This is a genomic window from Bradyrhizobium sp. CCBAU 65884 (genome assembly GCF_028128835.1).
In the GTDB taxonomy this organism is placed as follows: domain Bacteria; phylum Pseudomonadota; class Alphaproteobacteria; order Rhizobiales; family Xanthobacteraceae; genus Bradyrhizobium; species Bradyrhizobium ottawaense.
The window spans coordinates 13,202-32,477 of record NZ_LBJU01000121.1 but is presented as its reverse complement, the minus strand read 5'-3'; the positions used below and the strand labels follow the sequence as shown (position 1 = coordinate 32,477).

The following is a 19,276-nucleotide window of genomic DNA, read 5'->3' as shown; positions in this document are numbered from 1 at the left end:
CGAAGCTCGCTCTCGAGGTCAGGGAGGGGGGTAGCCACGAACTCAGAGCTCGCCCGGGGCCACCCCTCTCCCCCGCCCTCCTCCGCAAGGGGGGAGGGAGCGCAGCGTGCACCGTGGTGAATAGTGAAATCAAAATCACCGCCCTATCCCAGCGCCTTCAGTTGGTCCGGCAGCGCATACGCCCATTGCGTGATGTTGCCGGCCCCTAAGCACACGACGAGATCGCCGGACTTCGCCAATGCCTTGACGATGCCCGCGAGCTCGGAGGATGCCGGCAGTGGAATCACCTCGCGATGGCCATGCGCGCGCAGGCCCGTCACGAAATGATCGCGGTCGATGCCGTCGATCGGCGCTTCGCCGGCGGCATAGACGTCGGCGACGACAACCGCATCGGCATCGTTGAAGCAGGTGCAGAATTCCTCGAACAACGATTGCAGGCGGGTGTAGCGATGCGGCTGCACCACGGCGATGATCTTGCCAGTGAAGGAATCGCGCGCCGCCCTCAGCACCGCCGCGATTTCCACGGGGTGATGACCGTAATCGTCGATCACGGTGACGCCGTTCCATTCGCCGGTCTTGGTGAAGCGGCGCTTGACGCCGCCGAAGCCGGCGATCGCCTTGCGGATCGCTTCGTCGGACACGCCGAGCTCACGCGCGACCGCAATCGCGGCCGTCGCGTTGGAGGCGTTGTGGCGTCCCGGCATCGGCAGCATGAGGTCGGCGATCTCGTGCACGGCGCCGGTCTTGCGATCGCGGAACGCGACCTTGAATTTCGATCCGCCGCCCATCGGGGTCAGATCGACCAGCCGCACATCGGCCTGCGGATTTTCGCCGTACGTGACGATGCGGCGGTCCTCGATCTTGCCAACGAGACTCTGCACGACCGGGTGATCGATGCACATCACCGCGAAGCCGTAGAACGGCAGGTTCTCGACGAAATGGCGGAACGCGTCCTGCACGGCCTCGAAGGTCTTGAAGTGATCGAGATGCTCGGGGTCGACATTGGTGACGATCGCGACATCCGTCGGCAGCTTCAGGAACGTGCCGTCGCTCTCGTCGGCTTCCACCACCATCCAGTCGCCCGCGCCAAGGCGCGCATTGGAGCCATAGGCATTGATGATGCCGCCGTTGATGACGGTGGGATCGAGACCGCCGGCGTCGAGCAGCGTTGCGACCATCGTGGTCGTCGTGGTCTTGCCGTGGGTGCCGGCGATCGCGACGCAGCTCTTCAGCCGCATCAGCTCGGCCAGCATCTCGGCGCGGCGCACCACGGGAATGCGCCGCTCGCGCGCCGCCATCAGTTCCGGATTGTCACGCTTGATCGCGGTCGAGACCACGACGACCTCGGCGCCATCGACATTCTCGGCCCTGTGGCCGACCGAGACCTTTGCGCCCTTCTTGCGCAGACGATCGAGATTGTAATTGTCGGAGGCGTCCGAGCCCTGCACGGCATAACCGAGATTGACCAGCACCTCGGCGATCCCGCTCATGCCGATTCCGCCGATCCCGACGAAGTGGATGGGTCCGATCTCGCGCGGCAGTCTCATGCTCTGTTCCCTGACCTCGCCGCCTGAAACGGCGGTATCTGGCGAAGGTCACGGCCAAATCAGCCGCGCCGTTCTTACTGGATGCCCCGCTTTAGAAGGCGAAGACAAGGGCTTTTTCGCGTCAGATTCCCGCGACTTTGACCACCAGATCGGCCAGTCGCTCGGCGGCGTCGAGCCGGCCGGCGCCGCGGGCGGCCTGCGCCATGGCGGCAAGGCGCGCGGGCTCGGCGGCGAAGGCGGAGATTTCGGAGGCCAGCCGGTCGGAGCTGAACTCGGCCTGCGGGATGCGGATCGCGCCATCCACCTTGACCAGCACGCCGGCATTGGCGAACTGGTCCTGGTCGATCGAGCCGGGCAGCGGCACCAGGATCGAGGGCCGGCCGATCGCCGCGAGCTCTGCCACTGTCCCGGCGCCGGAGCGCGATACCACGAGATGATTGGAGGCAAGCCGTGCCGGCAAATCGGTGAAGAACGGCGCCAGCTCGACCTTGATCTTGAGCTTGTCGTAAACAGCGCGCACACGCGCCATGTCCTCGTCCCGCACCTGCTGGGTGAGGACAATACGGCCCCACAGCGCAGGCTCGAGCCGCTCGATCGCGCCGGGCACGATGTCGGCCATGATGCGCGCGCCCTGGCTGCCGCCGACGACGAGCAGGCGCAGCGGGCCGTTCACCTCGGGCGCGGCGTAAGGCACGGCAGCCGCGGCAAGCACCGCCGGCCGCATCGGCGTGCCGACCGTCGTGGTCTTGCCGGAGAGTGCCGGATCGCGGTCGAGCACGCCGGGCAACGACGTCGCGATGGCGCGCACGCGGCTCGAGAGGAACCGGTTGGCGCGGCCGAGCACGGCGTTGGCGTCGTGGATGATGCCGGGCACGCCGGCGAATTTCGCAGCGACCAGCGGCGGCAGCGTCGGATAGCCGCCAAAACCGACGACGGCGACAGGCTTCAAGCGCTTGATCAGGGCGTAGGCGGACAGCGTGCCGGCAGCGAGCGTGAGGCCGGCATAGGCGAGCTGGAGCGGATTGCGGCCGCGTGCGGTCTCGCTCGCGACAACGTCGATCATGTCCTTGGTGAACAGCCCGCTGTAACGCAGCGCGCGTTCATCCGTGACGAGGCGGACGCGAAAGCCACGCCGGATCAGTTCGACGCCGAGTGCCTCGGCCGGAAACAGATGGCCGCCAGTGCCGCCCGCGGCGAGAAGAATCAGGGGGGAATTGTTCATGGTGGGGGAGTTTTACCGGGAGTTTTCCGTCATTGCGAGCCGGCTACGAAGGTGTTCGTGCCCCGGGGCGCAGCGCAGCGCGCTCCTGGCGATGCGAAGCATCGTCCAGTTCAGCGTGGTGCGCTGCTGAACCGGGGCGATTGGTGCGGCATTCTGGGTCCCGGCTCTGCGCTCCGCTTCGCGGAACTGGTCCGGGACACGAGAGCGGTCAGGCGTAACTCCGCATCGCGTCGGCGTGGCCGCTGGCCTCGACCTCGGTGCGTGGGCGCAGGCGCGTCAGCGCCAGCATCATGCCGACGCCATAGGCGAGCGACACGATCGAGGAGCCGCCATAGGAGATGAACGGCAGCGTCATGCCCTTGGCGGGGATCAGCTGGAGGTTCACTGACATATTGATCGCCGCCTGCACGCCGAACAGGATGGCAAGGCCGGAAGCCGCGAAGCGCGAGAACATGTCCTCATTGGCATAGGCGCGCGACAGCGTGCGGATGACGACGAAGGCGAACAGCGTCAGCATCGCCAGGCACAGGATGATGCCGAACTCTTCGGCCGCGACCGCGAACACGAAGTCGGTGTGACTGTCCGGCAGGCTGCGCTTGGCGATGCCCTCGCCCGGTCCGAGCCCGAACCAGCCGCCGTTGTAGAAGGCTTCCATGGCGGTATCGACCTGGAAGGTGTCGCCCGAGGCCGGGTTCATGAAGCGCTTGATGCGGCCCGCGACATGCGGGACGAACAAATAGGCGCTGAACAGACCGGCCGCACCGAGACCCGCGAGGCCGAACACCCAGATCATGCGCATGCCCGCGATGAAGAACAGCGAGCCCCACACCATCAGGATCAGCATGGTCTGGCCGAAATCCGGCTCCATCACCAGCAGCGCGACCAGCATCATGAGAAGCACCAGCGCCATCGAGGTCGCCGGCATCTCCGGCCGCTTGGTCGATTCCGCGAACAACCAGGCGGCGATGACGACGAACGACGGCTTTGCGATTTCAGAAGCCTGGATGTTGACGCCGAGCAGCGTGATCCAGCGCCGCGAGCCCTTCACTTCGGGCCCGATCGCGAGTGTCAGCACGATCAGGATGATGCTGGCCGCGAAGATGATCAGCGCCGAGCGGCGGATCGCGCGCGGCGACAGGAAGGAGACCCCGAGCAGCACCAGGCAGGACGGGAGAAGGAACATCACGTGGCGGCTGAAGAAGTGGAAGGGATCAAGCCCGATACGGGTCGCAACCGGCGGGCTCGCCGCCAGCGACAGGATCACCCCGGTCAGCATCAGCGCCAAAATGGCGCCCATCAGCGGCTTGTCGACGGTCCACCACCACTCGGAAAAGGGGGTGCGTTCTTCACGGGAGAGCATGGGCGGCCGCTTTCGGACAGAGGTCGGTCCATTGGTCGCCGAGGTTGGTTACCGGGGGGTTAAGGAAGTGGATGAAGTTGTGCACAGTCTCGTGCCCCGGACGCAGCGCAGCGCCATAAGCGCGTTTACGCGCGCTATTAGGGTGCGCTGCAGAGCCGGAGGCCTAGCAGCTGGGTCCCGGCTCGCGCTACGCGCGTCCGGGACACGAGAACTCGCTACACCACCGGCTTCACGCCCGGCAGCGCCTGCACCAGTTCGCGGAACTTGCTGCCGCGGATTTCGAAGTTGCGGTACTGGTCGAAGGAGGCGCAGGCGGGCGAGAGCAGCACGACGGCATCGACGAGACCCGAGGCTTCCGCCTCGCGCGCGGCGTGCTCGACGGCGACGTCAAGCGTCTGGCTGATTTCGTGCGCGACTGGGCCCAGCGTTCCCGAAAACTCCTGCGCGGCTTCGCCGATCAGATAGGCTTTTCGGATGCGCGGGAAGTAGCCGGTCAGGCCAGTGATGCCGCCGGCCTTCGGCTTGCCGCCGGCGATCCAGAAGATGTCGGCGAAGGACGACAGCGCATGTGCGGTGGCATCCGCATTGGTGCCCTTGGAGTCATTGACAAACAGCACGTTGCCGCGGCGGCCGACCTGCTCCATGCGGTGCGCGAGGCCCGGAAAGCTGCGCAGGCCGTTCTGCAGCACATCCTGGCTGATGCCCATTGCGAGCGCAGCTGCGGCCGCGCAAGCCGCGTTCTGCGCATTGTGCTGGCCGCGCAGCGAACCGATGCCGCCGAGCTTTGCGATCTCGCTGCGGGCGCCGCCCGCGGTGCGCACGATATTGCCGTGCTCGACATGGATGCCTGAAGCCAGAGGGTTCTTGACGGAGATCCGCACGACGGTCTTGCCGGCGCGGTCGAGCCGGTCGGCGATGTCGCGGCAGAAGCCGTCGTCGACGCCGACGATCGCGGTGCCGCGTGCCTGTACGCCCGAAACGAGGCGCTCCTTCACCGCAGCGTAGTGCGCGATGGTGCCGTGGCGATCGATGTGGTCCTCGCTGACATTGAGCAGGATGCCGACGGAGGGATCGAGCGAGGGCGTGAGGTCGATCTGGTAGGACGACATCTCGATGACGTGAACGCGGCCCATGCGCGGCGGCTCCAGCGACAGGATCGCGGTGCCGATATTGCCGCCCATCTGGGTATCGTAGCCGGCGACTTTCGTGAGGTGCGCGATCAGCGCCGTCGTGGTCGACTTGCCATTGGTGCCGGTGATCGCGACGAACGGCGCATCCGGCGCATGGCGTCGCCGCTCGCGGCAGAACAGCTCGATGTCGCCGATCACCTCAACGCCTGACTCGCGTGCCTTCAGCACGCTCCAGTGCGGTACCGGATGGGTCAGCGGCACGCCGGGCGCGAGCACCAGGGCTGCGAAATTCGCCCAGGACACGTTGCGCAAATCTGCGGTGATGAAGCCGGCCTGCGCGGCCTTGGCGACGTTCTCGGCGTTGTCGTCGGCGGCGATCACCTCGGCGCCGCCGGCCTTCAGCGCGTGGCAGGAGGCGAGCCCCGAGCCGCCGAGGCCGAACACCGCGACGGTCTTGCCGGCAAAGGACGTGACGGGGATCATCGATCGATCACCGCAGCTTCAGCGTGGAGAGACCGGCCAGCGCCAGCATCACCGAGATGATCCAGAAGCGGATCACGATCTGCGGCTCGGTCCAGCCGAGCTGCTCGAAATGGTGATGGATCGGCGCCATCCGGAAGATACGCTTGCCGGTGAGCTTGAACGAGACCACCTGCACGATGACGGAGACCGCCTCCAGCACGAACAGGCCACCGATCACCGCGAGCACGATCTCGTGCTTCACCGCGACCGCGATGGCACCCAGCATGCCGCCGAGCGCGAGCGAGCCGGTGTCGCCCATGAAGATCGAGGCGGGCGGCGCGTTGAACCAGAGGAAGCCGAGGCCGGCGCCCAGCAGTGCACCGCAGAGCACCGCGAGCTCGCCGGTGCCGGCGACATATTTGATCTGCAGATATTCGGCAAACACCGCATTGCCAGCGAGATAGGCGATCATCGCGAAGCTCGCGGTCGCGATCATCACGGGAACGATGGCGAGGCCGTCGAGCCCGTCGGTGAGGTTCACCGCATTGCCGGAGCCGACGATGACGAAGGCGCCGAAGATGACGAAGAACCAGCCGAAATGCAGCACGGTGTCCTTCAGGAACGGAATCGTCAGCGCGGTCGATGCGGGATCGCGGTTCAGCCGCACCAGCGCATAGCAGGCCACCAGCGCGATCGCCGCCTCGATCAGCAGGCGAAGCTTGCTGCCGAACCCGGTCGTGGTCTGCTTGGTCACCTTGAGGTAATCGTCATAGAAGCCGACGAAGCCGAAGCCGAGCGTCACCGCCAGCACGATCCAGACGTAGGGATTGAGCGGATTGGCCCACAGCACCGTGCCGACCGTGAGGCCGGACAGGATCATCAGCCCGCCCATGGTGGGCGTGCCCTTCTTGGCGAGATGCGATTGCGGACCGTCGGTCCGGATCGGCTGACCCTTGCCCTGACGGATGCGCAAGTGATCGATGATCCAGGGCCCGAACAGGAACACGAACAGCGCGCCGGTGACGACGGCGCCGCCGGTACGGAAGGTGATGTAGCGGAAGACGTTCAGGAAGGTGCGAACGGCACCGAAGCCCGGAAATGTGTTGGAGAGCTCGATCAGCCAGTAAAACATTCAGACGGTCCTATGGCGCCTTTGCACACGCGGTCTCGGCCTTGATCTTGGTCTTTACCTTGGCCTCAACGTGCCTCACGCGCATTCGCTGGTCTTCATCATGGGTCGCGACCTCCGGGAAACCGGACGGCTTCGCGCCGCAAAGGGTGGGATTCGGGAACGGCGCCTTCCAAGCAGTTTACGCCTTTGCCTGCAAGGCGGCCACCAGGCCCGGCACAAACTTGTTGACCCAGAACATCTTCTTGCTGCCCTTGACAACCACGACGTCGCCTGCCTTCAGCAGGTTCGCGACCTCACTCGGCTTCAGCGTGGCGGGATCGCCGTGCCAGCCGAGGCCCTTGCCGGCCGGGAGCACATCGTAGAGGTGGCGCATCAGAGGGCCGACGCAGTAGATTCCGTCAATCCCGTCGAGATGCTTGGCAAGGCCGGTGTGATAGCCTGGTGCATCATCGCCCAGCTCCAGCATGTCACCGAGCACGGCAACGCGGCGGCCGCCGGTCACATTGCGCGCCTGGAGGCTTTGCAGCGCAGCGGCCACGCTGGCCGGATTGCCGTTGAAACTGTCGTCGATCACGGTGATACCGCCGACCGCCTGCTCGACGCCGCGGCCAGTCATGATGCCAACCCGATCGAGCTTGATCGCCAGCGTCGCCGCATCGAGACTCGCGGCGCGGATGGCGGCGAGCGCGGCCAGCGCATTCTGCACGCGGTGCGGCGCGCCCGGCGTCAGGCTGAAGGCGATCTGCTTCTTGCCGATCATGGCCACGACCTGCCAGCTCTCGCCATGCGGCGCGTGCGTGACCTCATGCACCTCGGCATGTTCGCCAAAGCGCACCACCTTGCCCTTCCATTCGGATGCCTTTAGCCCGGCCGGCAGCACCAGCACCCCGTCCTCGGGCAGGCCGAGCGCGATCGACACCTTCTCGCGGCGGATGGCTTCGAGCGAGCCGAGCTTCTCCAGATGCACGGGCTGGACATTGACGACGAGTGCGACGGTGGGCCGCGTCAGTTCGCTGAGCCGCGCGATCTCGCCTTGCTGGTTCATGCCCATCTCGACGACCCAGAGACTTGCATCGGGTCTGGCATTGCACAGAGTCAGCGGCACGCCCCAGAAATTGTTGAAGCTGGACGGACTTGCATAGGCGTTCGGATAGGCCGCCAGAAATTCCTTGGTGCTCGTCTTGCCCGCGCTGCCGGTCAGCCCGATCACAGGCCCGCGGAAGCGGGCGCGAGCGGCGCGCGCGAGGCCCCAGAGGCCGTCGATCAGCGTGTCCTTGACGACGATCTGCGGAATGCGGATGCCCGCGATCTCGTGCGGCACGATCATCGCGACCGCGCCGGAAGCTTCTGCCTTGTCCGCGAACTCCCAACCGTCGCGCGCGCTGGCGAAGGCCGAGACGAAGCCGCCGCTCGGCGTGCCGCTCAGCGCGACGAACAGGCTGCCCGGCTTCACCAGCCGGCTGTCCTGGGTGACGAAGTCGATCGGCGTGTCCGGGAACGAACCGGCAGCGCCCAGCGCGCGCGCGACGTCGGCAACTGTCCATATCGGCGCGCTCATGCAACCCTCGACGCTAATGCGGCGGCGACCGCCTCGTGATCACTGAAGGGCAAAACCTCTCCGCCGACGATCTGCCCGGTCTCGTGGCCCTTGCCGGCGACGAGCAGGGCATCGCCTTCCTGGAGTTCCTCGATCGCGGTTCGGATTGCCGCGGCACGGTCGCCGATCTCGCGGGCGCCCTTTGCGGTTGCGAGGATTTCGGCGCGAATGGTTTCGGGCTTCTCGCTGCGCGGATTGTCGTCGGTGATGATGATTCCGTCGGCGTTCTCGGCCGCGATCTCGCCCATGATCGGACGTTTGCCGGCATCGCGATCGCCTCCGGCGCCGAACACGACGACCAGCTTTCGTTTCGCATAGGGCCGCAGCGCCTGCAGCGCCTTCGCCAGCGCATCGGGCTTGTGCGCGTAGTCGACGAAGATCGGCGCACCGTTGCGCTCGCCGACGCGCTCGAGCCGTCCCTTGGCGCCTTCGAGACGCTCCAGGCTTGCGAACACGTTGGCGGCATCGCTGCCGGTACCGATCGCAAGTCCGGCCGATACCAGCGCGTTCTCGATCTGGAATTCGCCGACCAGCGGCAACCGGATCGCATAGCGCTTGCCGCGATGTTCGACTGTCAGCCTTTGCGAGAAGCCCTCGACCACGGCCTCAGTGAGACGAATGCCCTCGCCTGCCCCGTCGCCGTTGCGACCGACCGCCATCACGCGCAGGCCGCGCGACTTCGCGGCATCGATCGCTTCCGCCGAGCAATCATGATCGACCGAGATCACCGCGGCGCCATCGGGCGGCACCAGTTCGCGGAACAGGCGGAGTTTCGCCGCGAGGTAATGCGCAACGGTCGGATGGTAGTCCATGTGGTCGCGCGAGAGATTGGTGAAACCGCCGGCGGAGACGCGTACGCCGTCGAGGCGATACTGATCGAGCCCGTGCGAGGACGCTTCGAAAGCGAGATGCGTCACGCCCTCGCGCGCGATCTCATCGATCTGTCGGTGCAGCGCGATTGGATCCGGCGTCGTCAGCGAGCCGTAGACCGTGCGCTTGGGCGAGACGAGGCCGATGGTGCCGATGCTGGCGGAGGCATGCCCCAGTCGCTCCCAGATCTGGCGCGTGAACGCGGCGACCGAGGTCTTGCCGCTGGTGCCGGTCACGGCCGCGATGGTCGCCGGCTGGGCGGGAAAGAAACTCGCCGCGGCCAGCGCCAGCGCGCGGCGTGGATTGGCAACGCTGATGAACGGCACCTTGCCACCGTCGGACGCATGATCACCCACGACAGCGACGGCGCCTGCGGCGACCGCGGCATCGACGAAGCGCGCGCCGTCGGTCTTGCTGCCGGCGAGTGCGAAGAAGAGATCGCCCGGCTTGACGACGCGGCTGTCGAGCGCGAGCCCGGTCACCTCGAGCGCGGCGATAGCGGGCTCGATCGCGGCATTGCCTGACAGATCTTGGCCTAAGAGGTCGCGCAGCTTCATGGTCTTCCAGTCGACATGCCCTGCCGGAAAGCCGAATCCCACGGAAAATCCCGACTCAGCCGCGGCGAAGGCCTACCCCGTTGATTACTGGGTTGTCCTGGATGCTGCAAGAATAAGGCGCTCCGCAGGCGGCAGGTCGAACCGCGGCTCGACGCCCAGAAGCGGCGCGATCCGCTCGATCACCTTGCCGCCGGTCGGCACCGTGTTCCAGCCCGAGGTGATGAAGCCCTTCGTTTCAGGAATCGCCTGCGGCTCGTCCAGCATGATCAGGATCTGATATTTCGGATCGTCGCAAGGCATGATGGCGGTGAAGGAGTTGAGCACGCGCTTCTTGGCATAGCGGCCGTTGATGACCTTTTCGGACGTGCCGGTCTTGCCGCCGACATAGTAGCCCTTGACGTCAGCGGTCTTGGCGGTGCCGATTTCGGCGTTGAGCCGCATCAGGAACCGCATCTTGTCGCTGGTCTCCGTCTTGATCACGCGCTTGGCCATCGCCGCCGCTTCGGATTCGCTGCGCTTCATGAAGGTCGGCGGAATCAGATAGCCGCCGTTCACCAGCGCGTTGATGCCCATCACCGCCTGCAGTGGCGCCACCGACATGCCCTGGCCGAACGCGATGGTGACCGTATTCAGCTCACCCCAGCGGCGCGGTATCAGCGGAGCCGCGCTCTCCGGCAGCTCGGTGCGCAGCCGCGTCAGCTGGCCCATCTTGGCGAGGAACGCCTTGTGGGCCTCGACACCCTGGCCGAGCGCGATCCGCGCGGCGCCGATGTTGGACGAGAAGGTGAACACTTCCTTGGTGTTGATGAAACGCCCGAGCGGATGGCTGTCGTGGATGGTGAACTTGCCATAGTGCAGGTTTCCACGGGCATCCCACGACGTGTTCAAATTGATCTTGCCGGAATCGAGCGCCATCGCCAGCGTGAACGCCTTGAAGGTCGAGCCCATCTCGTAAACGCCGGTGGTCAGGCGATTGATGCGGTCGGGGTCGTGCGCTTCCTTCGGATTGTTGGGATCGAAATCCGGAAGCGAGACCATTGCCACGATCTCGCCGGTCTTGACGTTGGAGACGATGCCGGAGGCGGCCTTGGTGTGGTACTTCTCCTTGGCCTTCAACAGCTCGTCGCGCAGCGCGTGCTCGACGCGCAGATCGATCGAGAGCTCGATCGGCTTCTGCAGCCGGTCGGTGGCAAAGCCGGCACGGTGGAGATCGGCGAGGCCCTGATTGTCGAGCCACTTCTCCATGCCGGCGATGCCCTGGTTGTCGATGTTGACCAGACCGATGAGGTGGGCGACCTCGTTGCCGGTCGGATAGACGCGCTTGTTCTCGCGCAGGAAGCCGATGCCGGGAATGCCGAGCTTGTGAATCGCCTGCTGCTGCTTGGCCGTGACCTCGCGCTTGAGCCAGACGAAGCCCTTACGCGTCCTCAGGCGCTCGCGCACCTCGGCCTCGTCGAGATCGGGCACGGTCGCCGTGAGCAGCTCGATCGCCTCGTCCTTGTCGATGATGCGGCGCGGCTCGCCGAACAGGCTCGCCGCCTTGACGTCGGTGGCGAGGATTGCGCCGTTGCGGTCGACGATGTCGGGCCGTGCGGTTGCCACCACCTCCTGCGCCGCGGCGCGGCGCGCGCCGTGGGCATCGGCGCCGATGGCGAACATCACGAGCCGGCCGCCGATCAGGGCGTAGACCGAGGCGAAGGCGAGCATGGCGAGACCTACGCGCGCGCGCGCCTTCGCGGCGCGGTCGACATTGCGCCCGTAGAGCAGGCTGCGGATCAGCCGCTGGCGCCAGGGTTCCGTAGGTTTGGCCGGAGTCGCAGCGCTCATTGCTTGTCCTCGGGCTGAGGCACGGAGCCCGTCACATTGTCGGGATCGCTCGCGGCTTCGATGGTGTTGAGCATGGCTCCGATCGGATCGGGCTCGCCAGGCCTGAACATCCGCGGCGGACGCTCCGGCAGGTTCTTCAGCGAATCATATTGCGTGCCGTTGACCGGCTTGAGCTGCAGATGCCGGTCGGACAGGCCCTGCAATCGGTGGGGCGCATCGAGCTTGGCCCATTCGGATCGCAGCGAAGCGATCGCGTCGCGCTGCTCGCGGATCTCCGCATGCAGCCGCAGCACCCTCTCGGTGCGCGCCGTGGAGTCCATCTTGATCCTGTAGACATAGGCCGCCGCGAAGATCAGCGCGCCGATGACGAAGAGGTGGATGATGCGCATGCCCTAGCCTCCCCTCATCACGTCGGAGAGTTTTGGCCATGACGATGGCTCGCCATCGTCATGCGCGGGCGCCGAGGTGCGCTCGGCGGCGCGAAGCTTTGCGGAACGCGCGCGCGGGTTATGCGCGACTTCGTCCTCACCGGCGACTACGGGCCGCCGCGTCAGAAGCTGGAAGCTCGGCGGAACTTGCGCCACCTCCGGCAGGTGCCGCGAGCCGCCGCCGGTTTTCGAACGCTCGGAGAGGAAATTCTTGACGATGCGGTCTTCCAGCGAATGGAAGGAGACCACGACGAGGCGTCCGCCCGGCTTGAGCACGCGCTCGGCCGCAGCGAGCGCGGTCTGCAGTTCCTCGAGCTCTTCATTGACGAAGATGCGCAGGGCCTGGAATGTCCGCGTCGCCGGATGAATATCGCCGGGCTTCGAGCGCACCACCCTGCCGATGAGGTCGGCGAGCGCGCGCGTGGTCGTGAACGGCGCCTCCTGACGGTCCGCGACGATGGCGCGGGCGACGCGGCGCGAATGCCGCTCCTCGCCGAGGAGATAGATGATGTCGGCGAGATCGCCTTCCGAAGCGCGGGCAACGACATCGGCCGCGGTCGGCCCCGCCTGCCCCATCCGCATGTCGAGCGGACCGTCGAGGCGGAAAGAGAAACCGCGGCCGGCCTGGTCGAGCTGCATCGAGGACACCCCGACATCCATCACGACGCCGTCCACGGCCTCGACGCCCTGCGCCGCGCAGACCTCACCGAGGTTGGAGAATCGGTCCTCGACCAGCGTCAACCGGCCCGCGGAACGTTCGACCAGTTCCGCACCGCCCGCGACTGCGGTGCGGTCGCGGTCAATGGCGATGAGCCGGGTTCCCGGCACGTCGAGGATGGCGCGGCTATAGCCGCCGGCGCCGAAGGTGGCATCGACGTAGATACCGCCATCGCGCGGGGCGAGATGGGCGATGGCCTCACGGCCAAGAACGGGAATGTGCGGAGCCGAGCTCATTTGCCAGACCTGCTGGAGGCCCAGCCTGACGTCCAAGCGAGATTGGGGACGAACAAGCCCATGACGCCTCGAATGACTCCGTATCGCGGCCGTTCCACGACCGCACCGTCCAGCATGGTTACCAAGCCCGGTCGTCCCGGGCGGCAAACCCAGTGTTCCCAGCGGAATTTGTCGGGCAGCCATGGGATTTCGAGCCAAAATACGCTTTGGCCGCCTCCGGACGCGGGTCGGCTCTTCATCCCTCAGTAACGGCCCTTAGCGTTAAGAAAGCGTTGCTCGGCTCGTGACAAGTCGAAAAGCTGGTGAGGCGGTGATGCTTCATCCACACACTTCGCCAAAATGCATCCGTTAACCGCGCCGCGCGATTGCGCACGCTGGAGGGTAAAGGAATAGTAAAGAGAAGGGCTTGGCCCACTCTCCGTCCGACCTTGGTTTGTCTATGCCGCCGTCCGGTTCGTCCACACCGTCTGGATCTGATTCGAAGCGTCAACGCGTTCTCCCGGTTCCCAAGGCCGCGGCGAGCATGAGGGCGTTCGAGCCGGATTCCTCGATCGTGTCCGACATCATCCCCTCGCCGAACTATGGCGAGCGCAACAAGGCACGGCAGCCCGACATGATCGTGCTGCACTACACCGGCATGCCCGATGTCGAGGGCGCGCTGGCGCGGCTGTGCACGGCGGGAACCGAAGTCTCGGCGCATTACGTCGTGCTGGAAGACGGCCGCATCGTGCAATGCGTGCCCGAAACCAGGCGCGCCTGGCACGCCGGCGTCTCGTCCTGGGCGGGCGAGGACGACATCAACTCCTGCTCGATCGGCATCGAGATCATCAATCGCGGCCACGACTGGGGCTATCCGGAATATCCGCTGCGCCAGATCGCCGCCGTGATCGCGCTGTGCCGCGGCATCATGCTTCGCCGCAAGGTGCCGGCCCACCGGGTGCTCGGCCATTCCGACGTCGCGCCCGCGCGCAAGAAAGACCCCGGCGAAAAGTTTCCGTGGCACTCGCTGGCCAATTCCGGCGTCGGTCACTGGGTGACGCCGGCCCCGGTCGTGCGCGGCGAGACCCTGATGCTCGGCACCATCAGCGACGAAGTGCTGAGCCTGCAGCAGGCGCTCGCCAGATACGGCTACGGCGTGCCGCTGACCGGCAAATACGATGCCGCGACCATGGAAGTCGTCACCGCCTTTCAGCGCCACTTCCGCCCCGCGCGGCTGGACGGTGTCGCGGACCACTCGACGCTGTCGACATTGCAGGCGCTGCTGGCGAGCCTGCCGGCAGAGGGGACGACCGTCGCGTCGAAGTGACGGCGATGGCCGCGCAGTTCGCTCTCGTCCCGGACGCGCAAAGCGCGAGCCGGGACCCAGTCGGCGACACGTCACGCTTCGATAGGATGGGCCCCGGCTCTGCAGCGCACCGTCGAAGAGACGCTGCGCTGCGTCCGGGGCACGAGCCCCTACCCCATCTCCCTCATCCGCCGCGCATAGAGCCGCTGCAACGGCTCGAGCTGTGTCGCCGCGGTCGCTGTCTGATACGCCTCGCACGCTTCATCCTTGCGGCCGAGCCTTCGCAACAGATCCGCACGCACTGCGGGCAACAGCTCATAGCCGCGCAGCCCGCCTCGGGCGCTGATCGCATCGACGAGATCGAGCGCACGTGCCGGCCCGTCGACCATCGACACGGCGGCAGCGTGGTTGAGCTCGATCACCGGAGAGGGAGAGATGCGCAGCAACACCTCGTAGAGCCCGGCGATCTGACGCCAGTCGGTCTGCGCAAAGCTCGGCGCACGGGCATGCAGCGCGGCGATCGCGGCCTGCACAGCATAAGGCTGCGGCCGTCCCGGCACGCGCAGCGCATCCTCGACCAGGCCCAGGCCCTCCTCGATCTGCGCGCGATCCCACAGCATGCGGTCCTGCTCCTCGAGCAGCACGATATCGCCGGCCGCGGTCTCGCGTCCGGCGCGGCGAGCATCGTGGAGCAGCATCAGGGCCAGCAGGCCCTTGATGCCGCCGCGATCCGGCATCAGCCGATCGAGCAAGCGGCCGAGCCGGATCGCTTCAGTTGCAAGATCAGGCCGCATCAGATCCGCGCCCTCGGTCGCGACATAGCCCTCGGTGAAGACCAGATAGATCACGGCGAGCACGCCGTCGAGCCGCGGCGCCAGCGTGTCGCGCTCGGGCACCTCGTAGGGGATGCCGGCGAGCCTGATCTTCTGCTTGGCGCGGACCAGCCGCTGCGCCATTGCCTCCTCGCCCACGAGAAAGGCGCGCGCGACCTGCGTGGTCGACAGCCCGCAGACGGTGCGCAGCGTCAGCGCGACTTGGACCTCTGGCGCGAACGCCGGATGGCAACAGGTGAAGATCAGCCGCAGCATGTCGTCGTCGAGTGTTGCCGGCGGCTCGTCGACCGTTTGCGCGTTGAGCTCGATCTCGTGCAGGAGCGCCTGCTGCTTGCCGCGGAAGACAGCCTGGCGCCTGACACGATCGATCGCCTTGTGCCTGGCGACATTGACCAGCCAGGCGCGCGGATTGTCGGGGACCTCGCACGCGGCCCAGCGTTCCAGCGCGACGGCAAAAGCATCCTGAAGCGCGTCCTCGGCGAGATCGAAATCGCCGACGAGGCGGATCAGCGTGGCCAGCGCCCGCCCCGCCTCGTCGCGGAAGATCTTGTCGATCTCGCCAGGGGTCATGCGGCGACGCGCGGCCCGGCCGTCACTTGTCGTAGACCCAGATCGGCCGCACCTCGATCGAACCGACGCGTGCGCTCGGAATCCGCGCCGCGATCTCGATCGCGGCGTCGAGATCCTTGGCCTCGATCAGATAGTAGCCGCCGAGCTGCTCGCGGGTCTCCGCAAACGGTCCATCGGTCGTCAGCATCTTGCCGTCGCGCACACGCACCGTCGTCGCGGTCGTGGTCGGCCGCAGTCGATCGCCGGCCTTGAAATTGCCGTTCCGGATGATGGATTGCGTGAAGGCTTCATACTCCGCCGACATCTTCTGGCTGGTTCCCGTGTCAATCTTCGCGTACTCGGCCTCGTTCTGATAGATCATCAGCAGATATTGCATCGCTTCACTCCTGTTGTTCGGCTGTGTCGCCGACATCCAGTCGAACCGGGCACGCAGCAAACGACATCTTCAGGATAAATTATTTCGGGCGGATCGTGGGCCGCGATATCGGCTTGACGAAACCGTCACAAATGCCCCATGCGTTGTCAGTCAGTCGGCCGGACGGCCGCTCCGGCAGGTGCCGAAAGGCCGCCGGGGAGGAAAGTCCGGGCTCCCTTGACATACGGTGCCGGATAACGTCCGGCGGGGGCGACCCCAGGGAAAGTGCCACAGAGAACGAACCGCCCCGCTTCGCCTTCGGCTTCGCGGGGTAAGGGTGAAAAGGTGCGGTAAGAGCGCACCGCGGGTCCGGCAACGGAGCCGGCATGGCAAACCCCACCGGGAGCAAAACCGAATAGGGACGGCGTAGCGGGCTGTTCGCGCAAGCGATAACGCCGCGGGGCGATGTCAGGCCCGCCGTCCGGGTAGGTTGCTCGAGGCCATGTGCAAACATGGTCCCAGAGGAATGGCCGTCACGTATCGTTCGCGCAAGTGGACGGTGCCTTACAGAACCCGGCTTACAGGCCGGCTGATATCTTGCAACGAGGGGTTCGATGCTAGCGCATCGGGCCCCTCACCATTCTGGCTTGGCCCGCTGTCATTCCGGGGCTCGCGCAGCGGGAGCTATGATGCGCAATTGCGCATCTGAGAATCCATCGGGCGGCAAAGTTGCTGGATGAATGGATTCCGGGTTCGTGCTGCGCACGCCCCGGAATGACGCCCGGTTAGCGTTGTCTTGCCTTCACCAGCACCGGCGCAAGCTCGTCCGCCTCGCGCCGCTGCTTGCTCGCCTCGAAACCGTGCATGCCGACCTGCCATTGCAGCCCGACGATGGCGCCCTTGGTCGGCTGCAGCAGCGCGAGCGAGGCGAACAGCGTCACCGGCAACCACACCGCCAGTTGCAGCCAGACCGCGGGCGCATACGCGGTCTCGACCGCGAGGATCGCCGGCACCACGAGATGGCCGACTACGACGATCACGAGATAGGCGGGGAAGTCATCGGCGCGCTGGTGGAACAGCTCCTCACCGCAACGATCACAGCTGTTTGCGACCTTCAGGAAACGGCCGAACAAATGGCCTTCGCCGCAGTTCGGGCACTTGCCGCGAAAGCCGCGCCACATCGCCTTCGCCAGAGAGACTGAACCTGCCGCCATGACCCCACCTCTTCCTTTTCGACGAGCCATACAATAATATCTTGCATCCATACATTCAAAGGAAATGGGCTTAAATTGCATGGATTGGAGCCCGACAATCTCGGAGCTATCAGGGCCGCGCTACCAGCGCATCGTCGAGGCCATGGAGGCCGACATCGCCGCCGGCCGGCTCGTGCGTGGCCAGCAGCTGCCGACGCAGCGCGCGCTTGCAAAGGCGCTCGGCGTCGATCTCACCACGGTGACGCGCGCCTACACCGAGGCGCGGCGACGCGGGATCATGGAGGCGCGGGTCGGACAGGGCTCGTTCGTGTCGGAGACCAGCGCGCGCCGCGCGGTCGATCTGCCGCATCCCGTCGCGATCGATCTTTCGATGAACGTGCCGCCGCATCCGCTGGAGGCGCAGCTCGACGAGCGCATCATCGCCGGGATGGAAGCGATCCGCGCGCAATCGGGCCTGACGGCGTATCTCAATTATCAGCCGCCCGGCGGCAGCGCGCATGAGCGCGAGGTCGCCGCGCGCTGGATGCGTGCGCGGGTGCCGCACGCGCATGCCGACAAGCTCGTGGTCTTTCCCGGCACCCAGACGATCCTGTTCAACCTGCTCGCCCATCTGGCGCGGCCCGGCGACATCGTGCTGACGGAGGCGCTGACATTCCCCGGCATCAAGGCCGCAGCAGTGCGGCTCGGCATCAAGCTCGTCGGCGTCGCCATGGACGATGGCGGCATCCTGCCCGACGCGCTGGCAAAGGCGTGCCGCACGCACAAGCCGAAGGCCGTCTATCTCATTCCGACGCTGCACAATCCGACCACGGCGACGCTTGCCTCCGAGCGGCGCAGTGCGATCGCAAAGATCATCGGCGATACCGACACGATCCTGATCGAGGACGACGCCTACGGCCTGCTCGACCGCTCGGCATCGCCAATCGCCAATCTCATTCCCGAGCGGACTTATCTTGCGACCACGCTGTCAAAATGCATCTCGCCGGCGCTCCGCGTTGCCTATCTGGCGACGCCCGACAGCGAGGCGCAGCGGGACATGCGGACATATTTGCAGGCGACCGTGCAGATGCCAGCGCCGCTGATGGTCGCGCTGGTGACGCATTGGATCGAAAGCGGCATTGCCGATCGTGTCATCACCGCCATCCGCAGCGAGGCGGTCGGCCGTCAGCAGCTCGCGCAGCGCGCATTGAAAGGCTTCCAGTTCCTGGCCAAGCCCGCGGCGCATCATCTGTGGCTGCGGCTGCCTGAGGACCGGCCCGATGTCGCGGCGCATCTGTTGCGGAACGGACTTGCGGTCGTCGCCGGCGAGGCCTTCACGGTCGATGGGACACCGCCGCACGCGGCGCGCGTCTCGCTGGGCGCGGCACGCAACAGGTCAGAATTGACGGAAGCGCTACGCATCCTGGTCGGCGCGCTGCAGAAGCCCGCCGACACCAGACAAATCGTCTAGATCATCGACGATGACGGCGATGGGTCGAGCGCACGACCGGCGCCCCAGGCGACGGATAGGCCTGTAAAGCATATGCATCGCTGGGCGTGCCCTGCTGGCCGAGAGCCGCACGCGCCGCGGGCGTGAGCTGGCCGCCGTTCAGCACGTCGCGGTCGGGATGAGCGGCCTGATACGCTGCAGGCTCGGAAAGCTGCGCCTGGGCCATCGTCGGCATCAGCGTCGCCGCCAACAGCGCGGCTGCAGCGGCGATCTTGGTGCGGGTCATGGTCATTCTCCATCATCGCATTCGGGTCCGACCGATCCGAGTGCAGGATGGCGGTGGGGGCCCCGGGATCAAAGTACGACCGTCATGTAGGCATGTCTTTCGCGAACGCCCGGCGCCGCAGATCACGCTTGCGTGCAGGGCGGATTAACTTGCACGGCAGCAAGCATGCTATGCGGGCGACGGCGATCAACAGTTCGAGATCGCCCCGGCGACGAGGA

The 19,276-nt window shown here is 66.1% G+C and carries 16 protein-coding genes and 1 other RNA gene; 3 read left to right on the top strand and 14 right to left on the bottom strand.

Annotated features, from left to right (window positions below):
- Window positions 1-143 precede the first annotated feature (143 nt).
- The 10 genes from murC to rsmH form a co-directional block, all read right to left on the bottom strand.
- Complete coding sequence (gene murC / locus XI03_RS22100; protein WP_038971253.1) at window positions 144-1,547, bottom strand: UDP-N-acetylmuramate--L-alanine ligase; 1,404 nt, start codon at window positions 1,545-1,547, stop codon at window positions 144-146.
- A 121-nt stretch (window positions 1,548-1,668) separates the two neighbouring features.
- A complete protein-coding gene (murG, locus tag XI03_RS22095) occupies window positions 1,669-2,769 on the bottom strand; it encodes an undecaprenyldiphospho-muramoylpentapeptide beta-N-acetylglucosaminyltransferase (RefSeq protein WP_152102499.1) in 1,101 nt (366 codons plus the stop codon).
- Window positions 2,770-2,977: 208 nt separating this feature from the next.
- Window positions 2,978-4,129, bottom strand: coding sequence for a putative lipid II flippase FtsW (gene ftsW, locus XI03_RS22090; RefSeq protein WP_028145532.1), 1,152 nt, complete (start codon window positions 4,127-4,129; stop codon window positions 2,978-2,980).
- A gap of 215 nt (window positions 4,130-4,344) precedes the next feature.
- Window positions 4,345-5,742 carry a UDP-N-acetylmuramoyl-L-alanine--D-glutamate ligase gene (gene murD / locus XI03_RS22085; RefSeq protein ID WP_271593336.1) on the bottom strand — a complete coding sequence of 466 codons (1,398 nt, stop codon included), beginning with the start codon at window positions 5,740-5,742 and terminating at the stop codon, window positions 4,345-4,347.
- Between the two features lie 7 nt (window positions 5,743-5,749).
- Window positions 5,750-6,853 carry a phospho-N-acetylmuramoyl-pentapeptide-transferase gene (gene mraY / locus XI03_RS22080; protein ID WP_018318673.1) on the bottom strand — a complete coding sequence of 368 codons (1,104 nt, stop codon included), beginning with the start codon at window positions 6,851-6,853 and terminating at the stop codon, window positions 5,750-5,752.
- A 178-nt stretch (window positions 6,854-7,031) separates the two neighbouring features.
- Entirely contained in the window at window positions 7,032-8,411 is a 1,380-nt protein-coding gene (locus XI03_RS22075) for a UDP-N-acetylmuramoyl-tripeptide--D-alanyl-D-alanine ligase (protein ID WP_038947683.1), read from the bottom strand.
- On the bottom strand, window positions 8,408-9,877 hold the full coding sequence (locus XI03_RS22070) for a UDP-N-acetylmuramoyl-L-alanyl-D-glutamate--2,6-diaminopimelate ligase (protein ID WP_271593404.1): 1,470 nt from the start codon (window positions 9,875-9,877) through the stop codon (window positions 8,408-8,410). The genes XI03_RS22075 and XI03_RS22070 overlap by 4 nt, the downstream gene beginning before the upstream one ends.
- 84 nt (window positions 9,878-9,961) lie before the next feature.
- On the bottom strand, window positions 9,962-11,704 hold the full coding sequence (locus XI03_RS22065; protein ID WP_028145537.1) for a peptidoglycan D,D-transpeptidase FtsI family protein: 1,743 nt from the start codon (window positions 11,702-11,704) through the stop codon (window positions 9,962-9,964).
- Window positions 11,701-12,093, bottom strand: coding sequence for a cell division protein FtsL (gene ftsL / locus XI03_RS22060; protein WP_028145538.1), 393 nt, complete (start codon window positions 12,091-12,093; stop codon window positions 11,701-11,703). Before ftsL ends, XI03_RS22065 begins: the two co-directional genes overlap by 4 nt.
- Before the next feature lie 3 nt (window positions 12,094-12,096).
- Window positions 12,097-13,086: a 16S rRNA (cytosine(1402)-N(4))-methyltransferase RsmH gene (gene rsmH, locus XI03_RS22055; protein ID WP_038947685.1), complete on the bottom strand. Its 990-nt coding sequence runs from the start codon at window positions 13,084-13,086 to the stop codon at window positions 12,097-12,099.
- 523 nt (window positions 13,087-13,609) lie between these two features.
- Between rsmH and XI03_RS22050 the strand changes: the two genes are divergently transcribed.
- Entirely contained in the window at window positions 13,610-14,392 is a 783-nt protein-coding gene (locus tag XI03_RS22050; RefSeq protein ID WP_038971256.1) for an N-acetylmuramoyl-L-alanine amidase, read from the top strand.
- A gap of 149 nt (window positions 14,393-14,541) precedes the next feature.
- Here XI03_RS22050 and XI03_RS22045 read toward each other — a convergent pair whose 3' ends face one another.
- Window positions 14,542-15,774 carry an RNA polymerase sigma factor gene (locus XI03_RS22045; protein ID WP_271593335.1) on the bottom strand — a complete coding sequence of 411 codons (1,233 nt, stop codon included), beginning with the start codon at window positions 15,772-15,774 and terminating at the stop codon, window positions 14,542-14,544.
- A 22-nt stretch (window positions 15,775-15,796) separates the two neighbouring features.
- On the bottom strand, window positions 15,797-16,150 hold the full coding sequence (locus XI03_RS22040) for a YciI family protein (RefSeq protein ID WP_026202052.1): 354 nt from the start codon (window positions 16,148-16,150) through the stop codon (window positions 15,797-15,799).
- 150 nt (window positions 16,151-16,300) lie between these two features.
- On the opposite strand from XI03_RS22040, the gene rnpB reads away from it, so the two are divergent.
- Window positions 16,301-16,726: RNase P RNA component class A (rnpB, locus tag XI03_RS22035), an RNA gene on the top strand.
- 188 nt (window positions 16,727-16,914) lie between these two features.
- Here the strand turns inward: rnpB and XI03_RS22030 are convergent.
- Window positions 16,915-17,373, bottom strand: coding sequence for a DUF983 domain-containing protein (locus XI03_RS22030; RefSeq protein WP_442869734.1), 459 nt, complete (start codon window positions 17,371-17,373; stop codon window positions 16,915-16,917).
- A gap of 49 nt (window positions 17,374-17,422) precedes the next feature.
- On the opposite strand from XI03_RS22030, the gene XI03_RS22025 reads away from it, so the two are divergent.
- Window positions 17,423-18,793, top strand: a complete 1,371-nt coding sequence (locus tag XI03_RS22025) for an aminotransferase-like domain-containing protein (RefSeq protein WP_271593333.1) — start codon at window positions 17,423-17,425, stop codon at window positions 18,791-18,793.
- 1 nt (window position 18,794) lies between these two features.
- Here XI03_RS22025 and XI03_RS22020 read toward each other — a convergent pair whose 3' ends face one another.
- Complete coding sequence (locus tag XI03_RS22020; RefSeq protein ID WP_038971261.1) at window positions 18,795-19,058, bottom strand: hypothetical protein; 264 nt, start codon at window positions 19,056-19,058, stop codon at window positions 18,795-18,797.
- Window positions 19,059-19,276 lie beyond the last annotated feature (218 nt).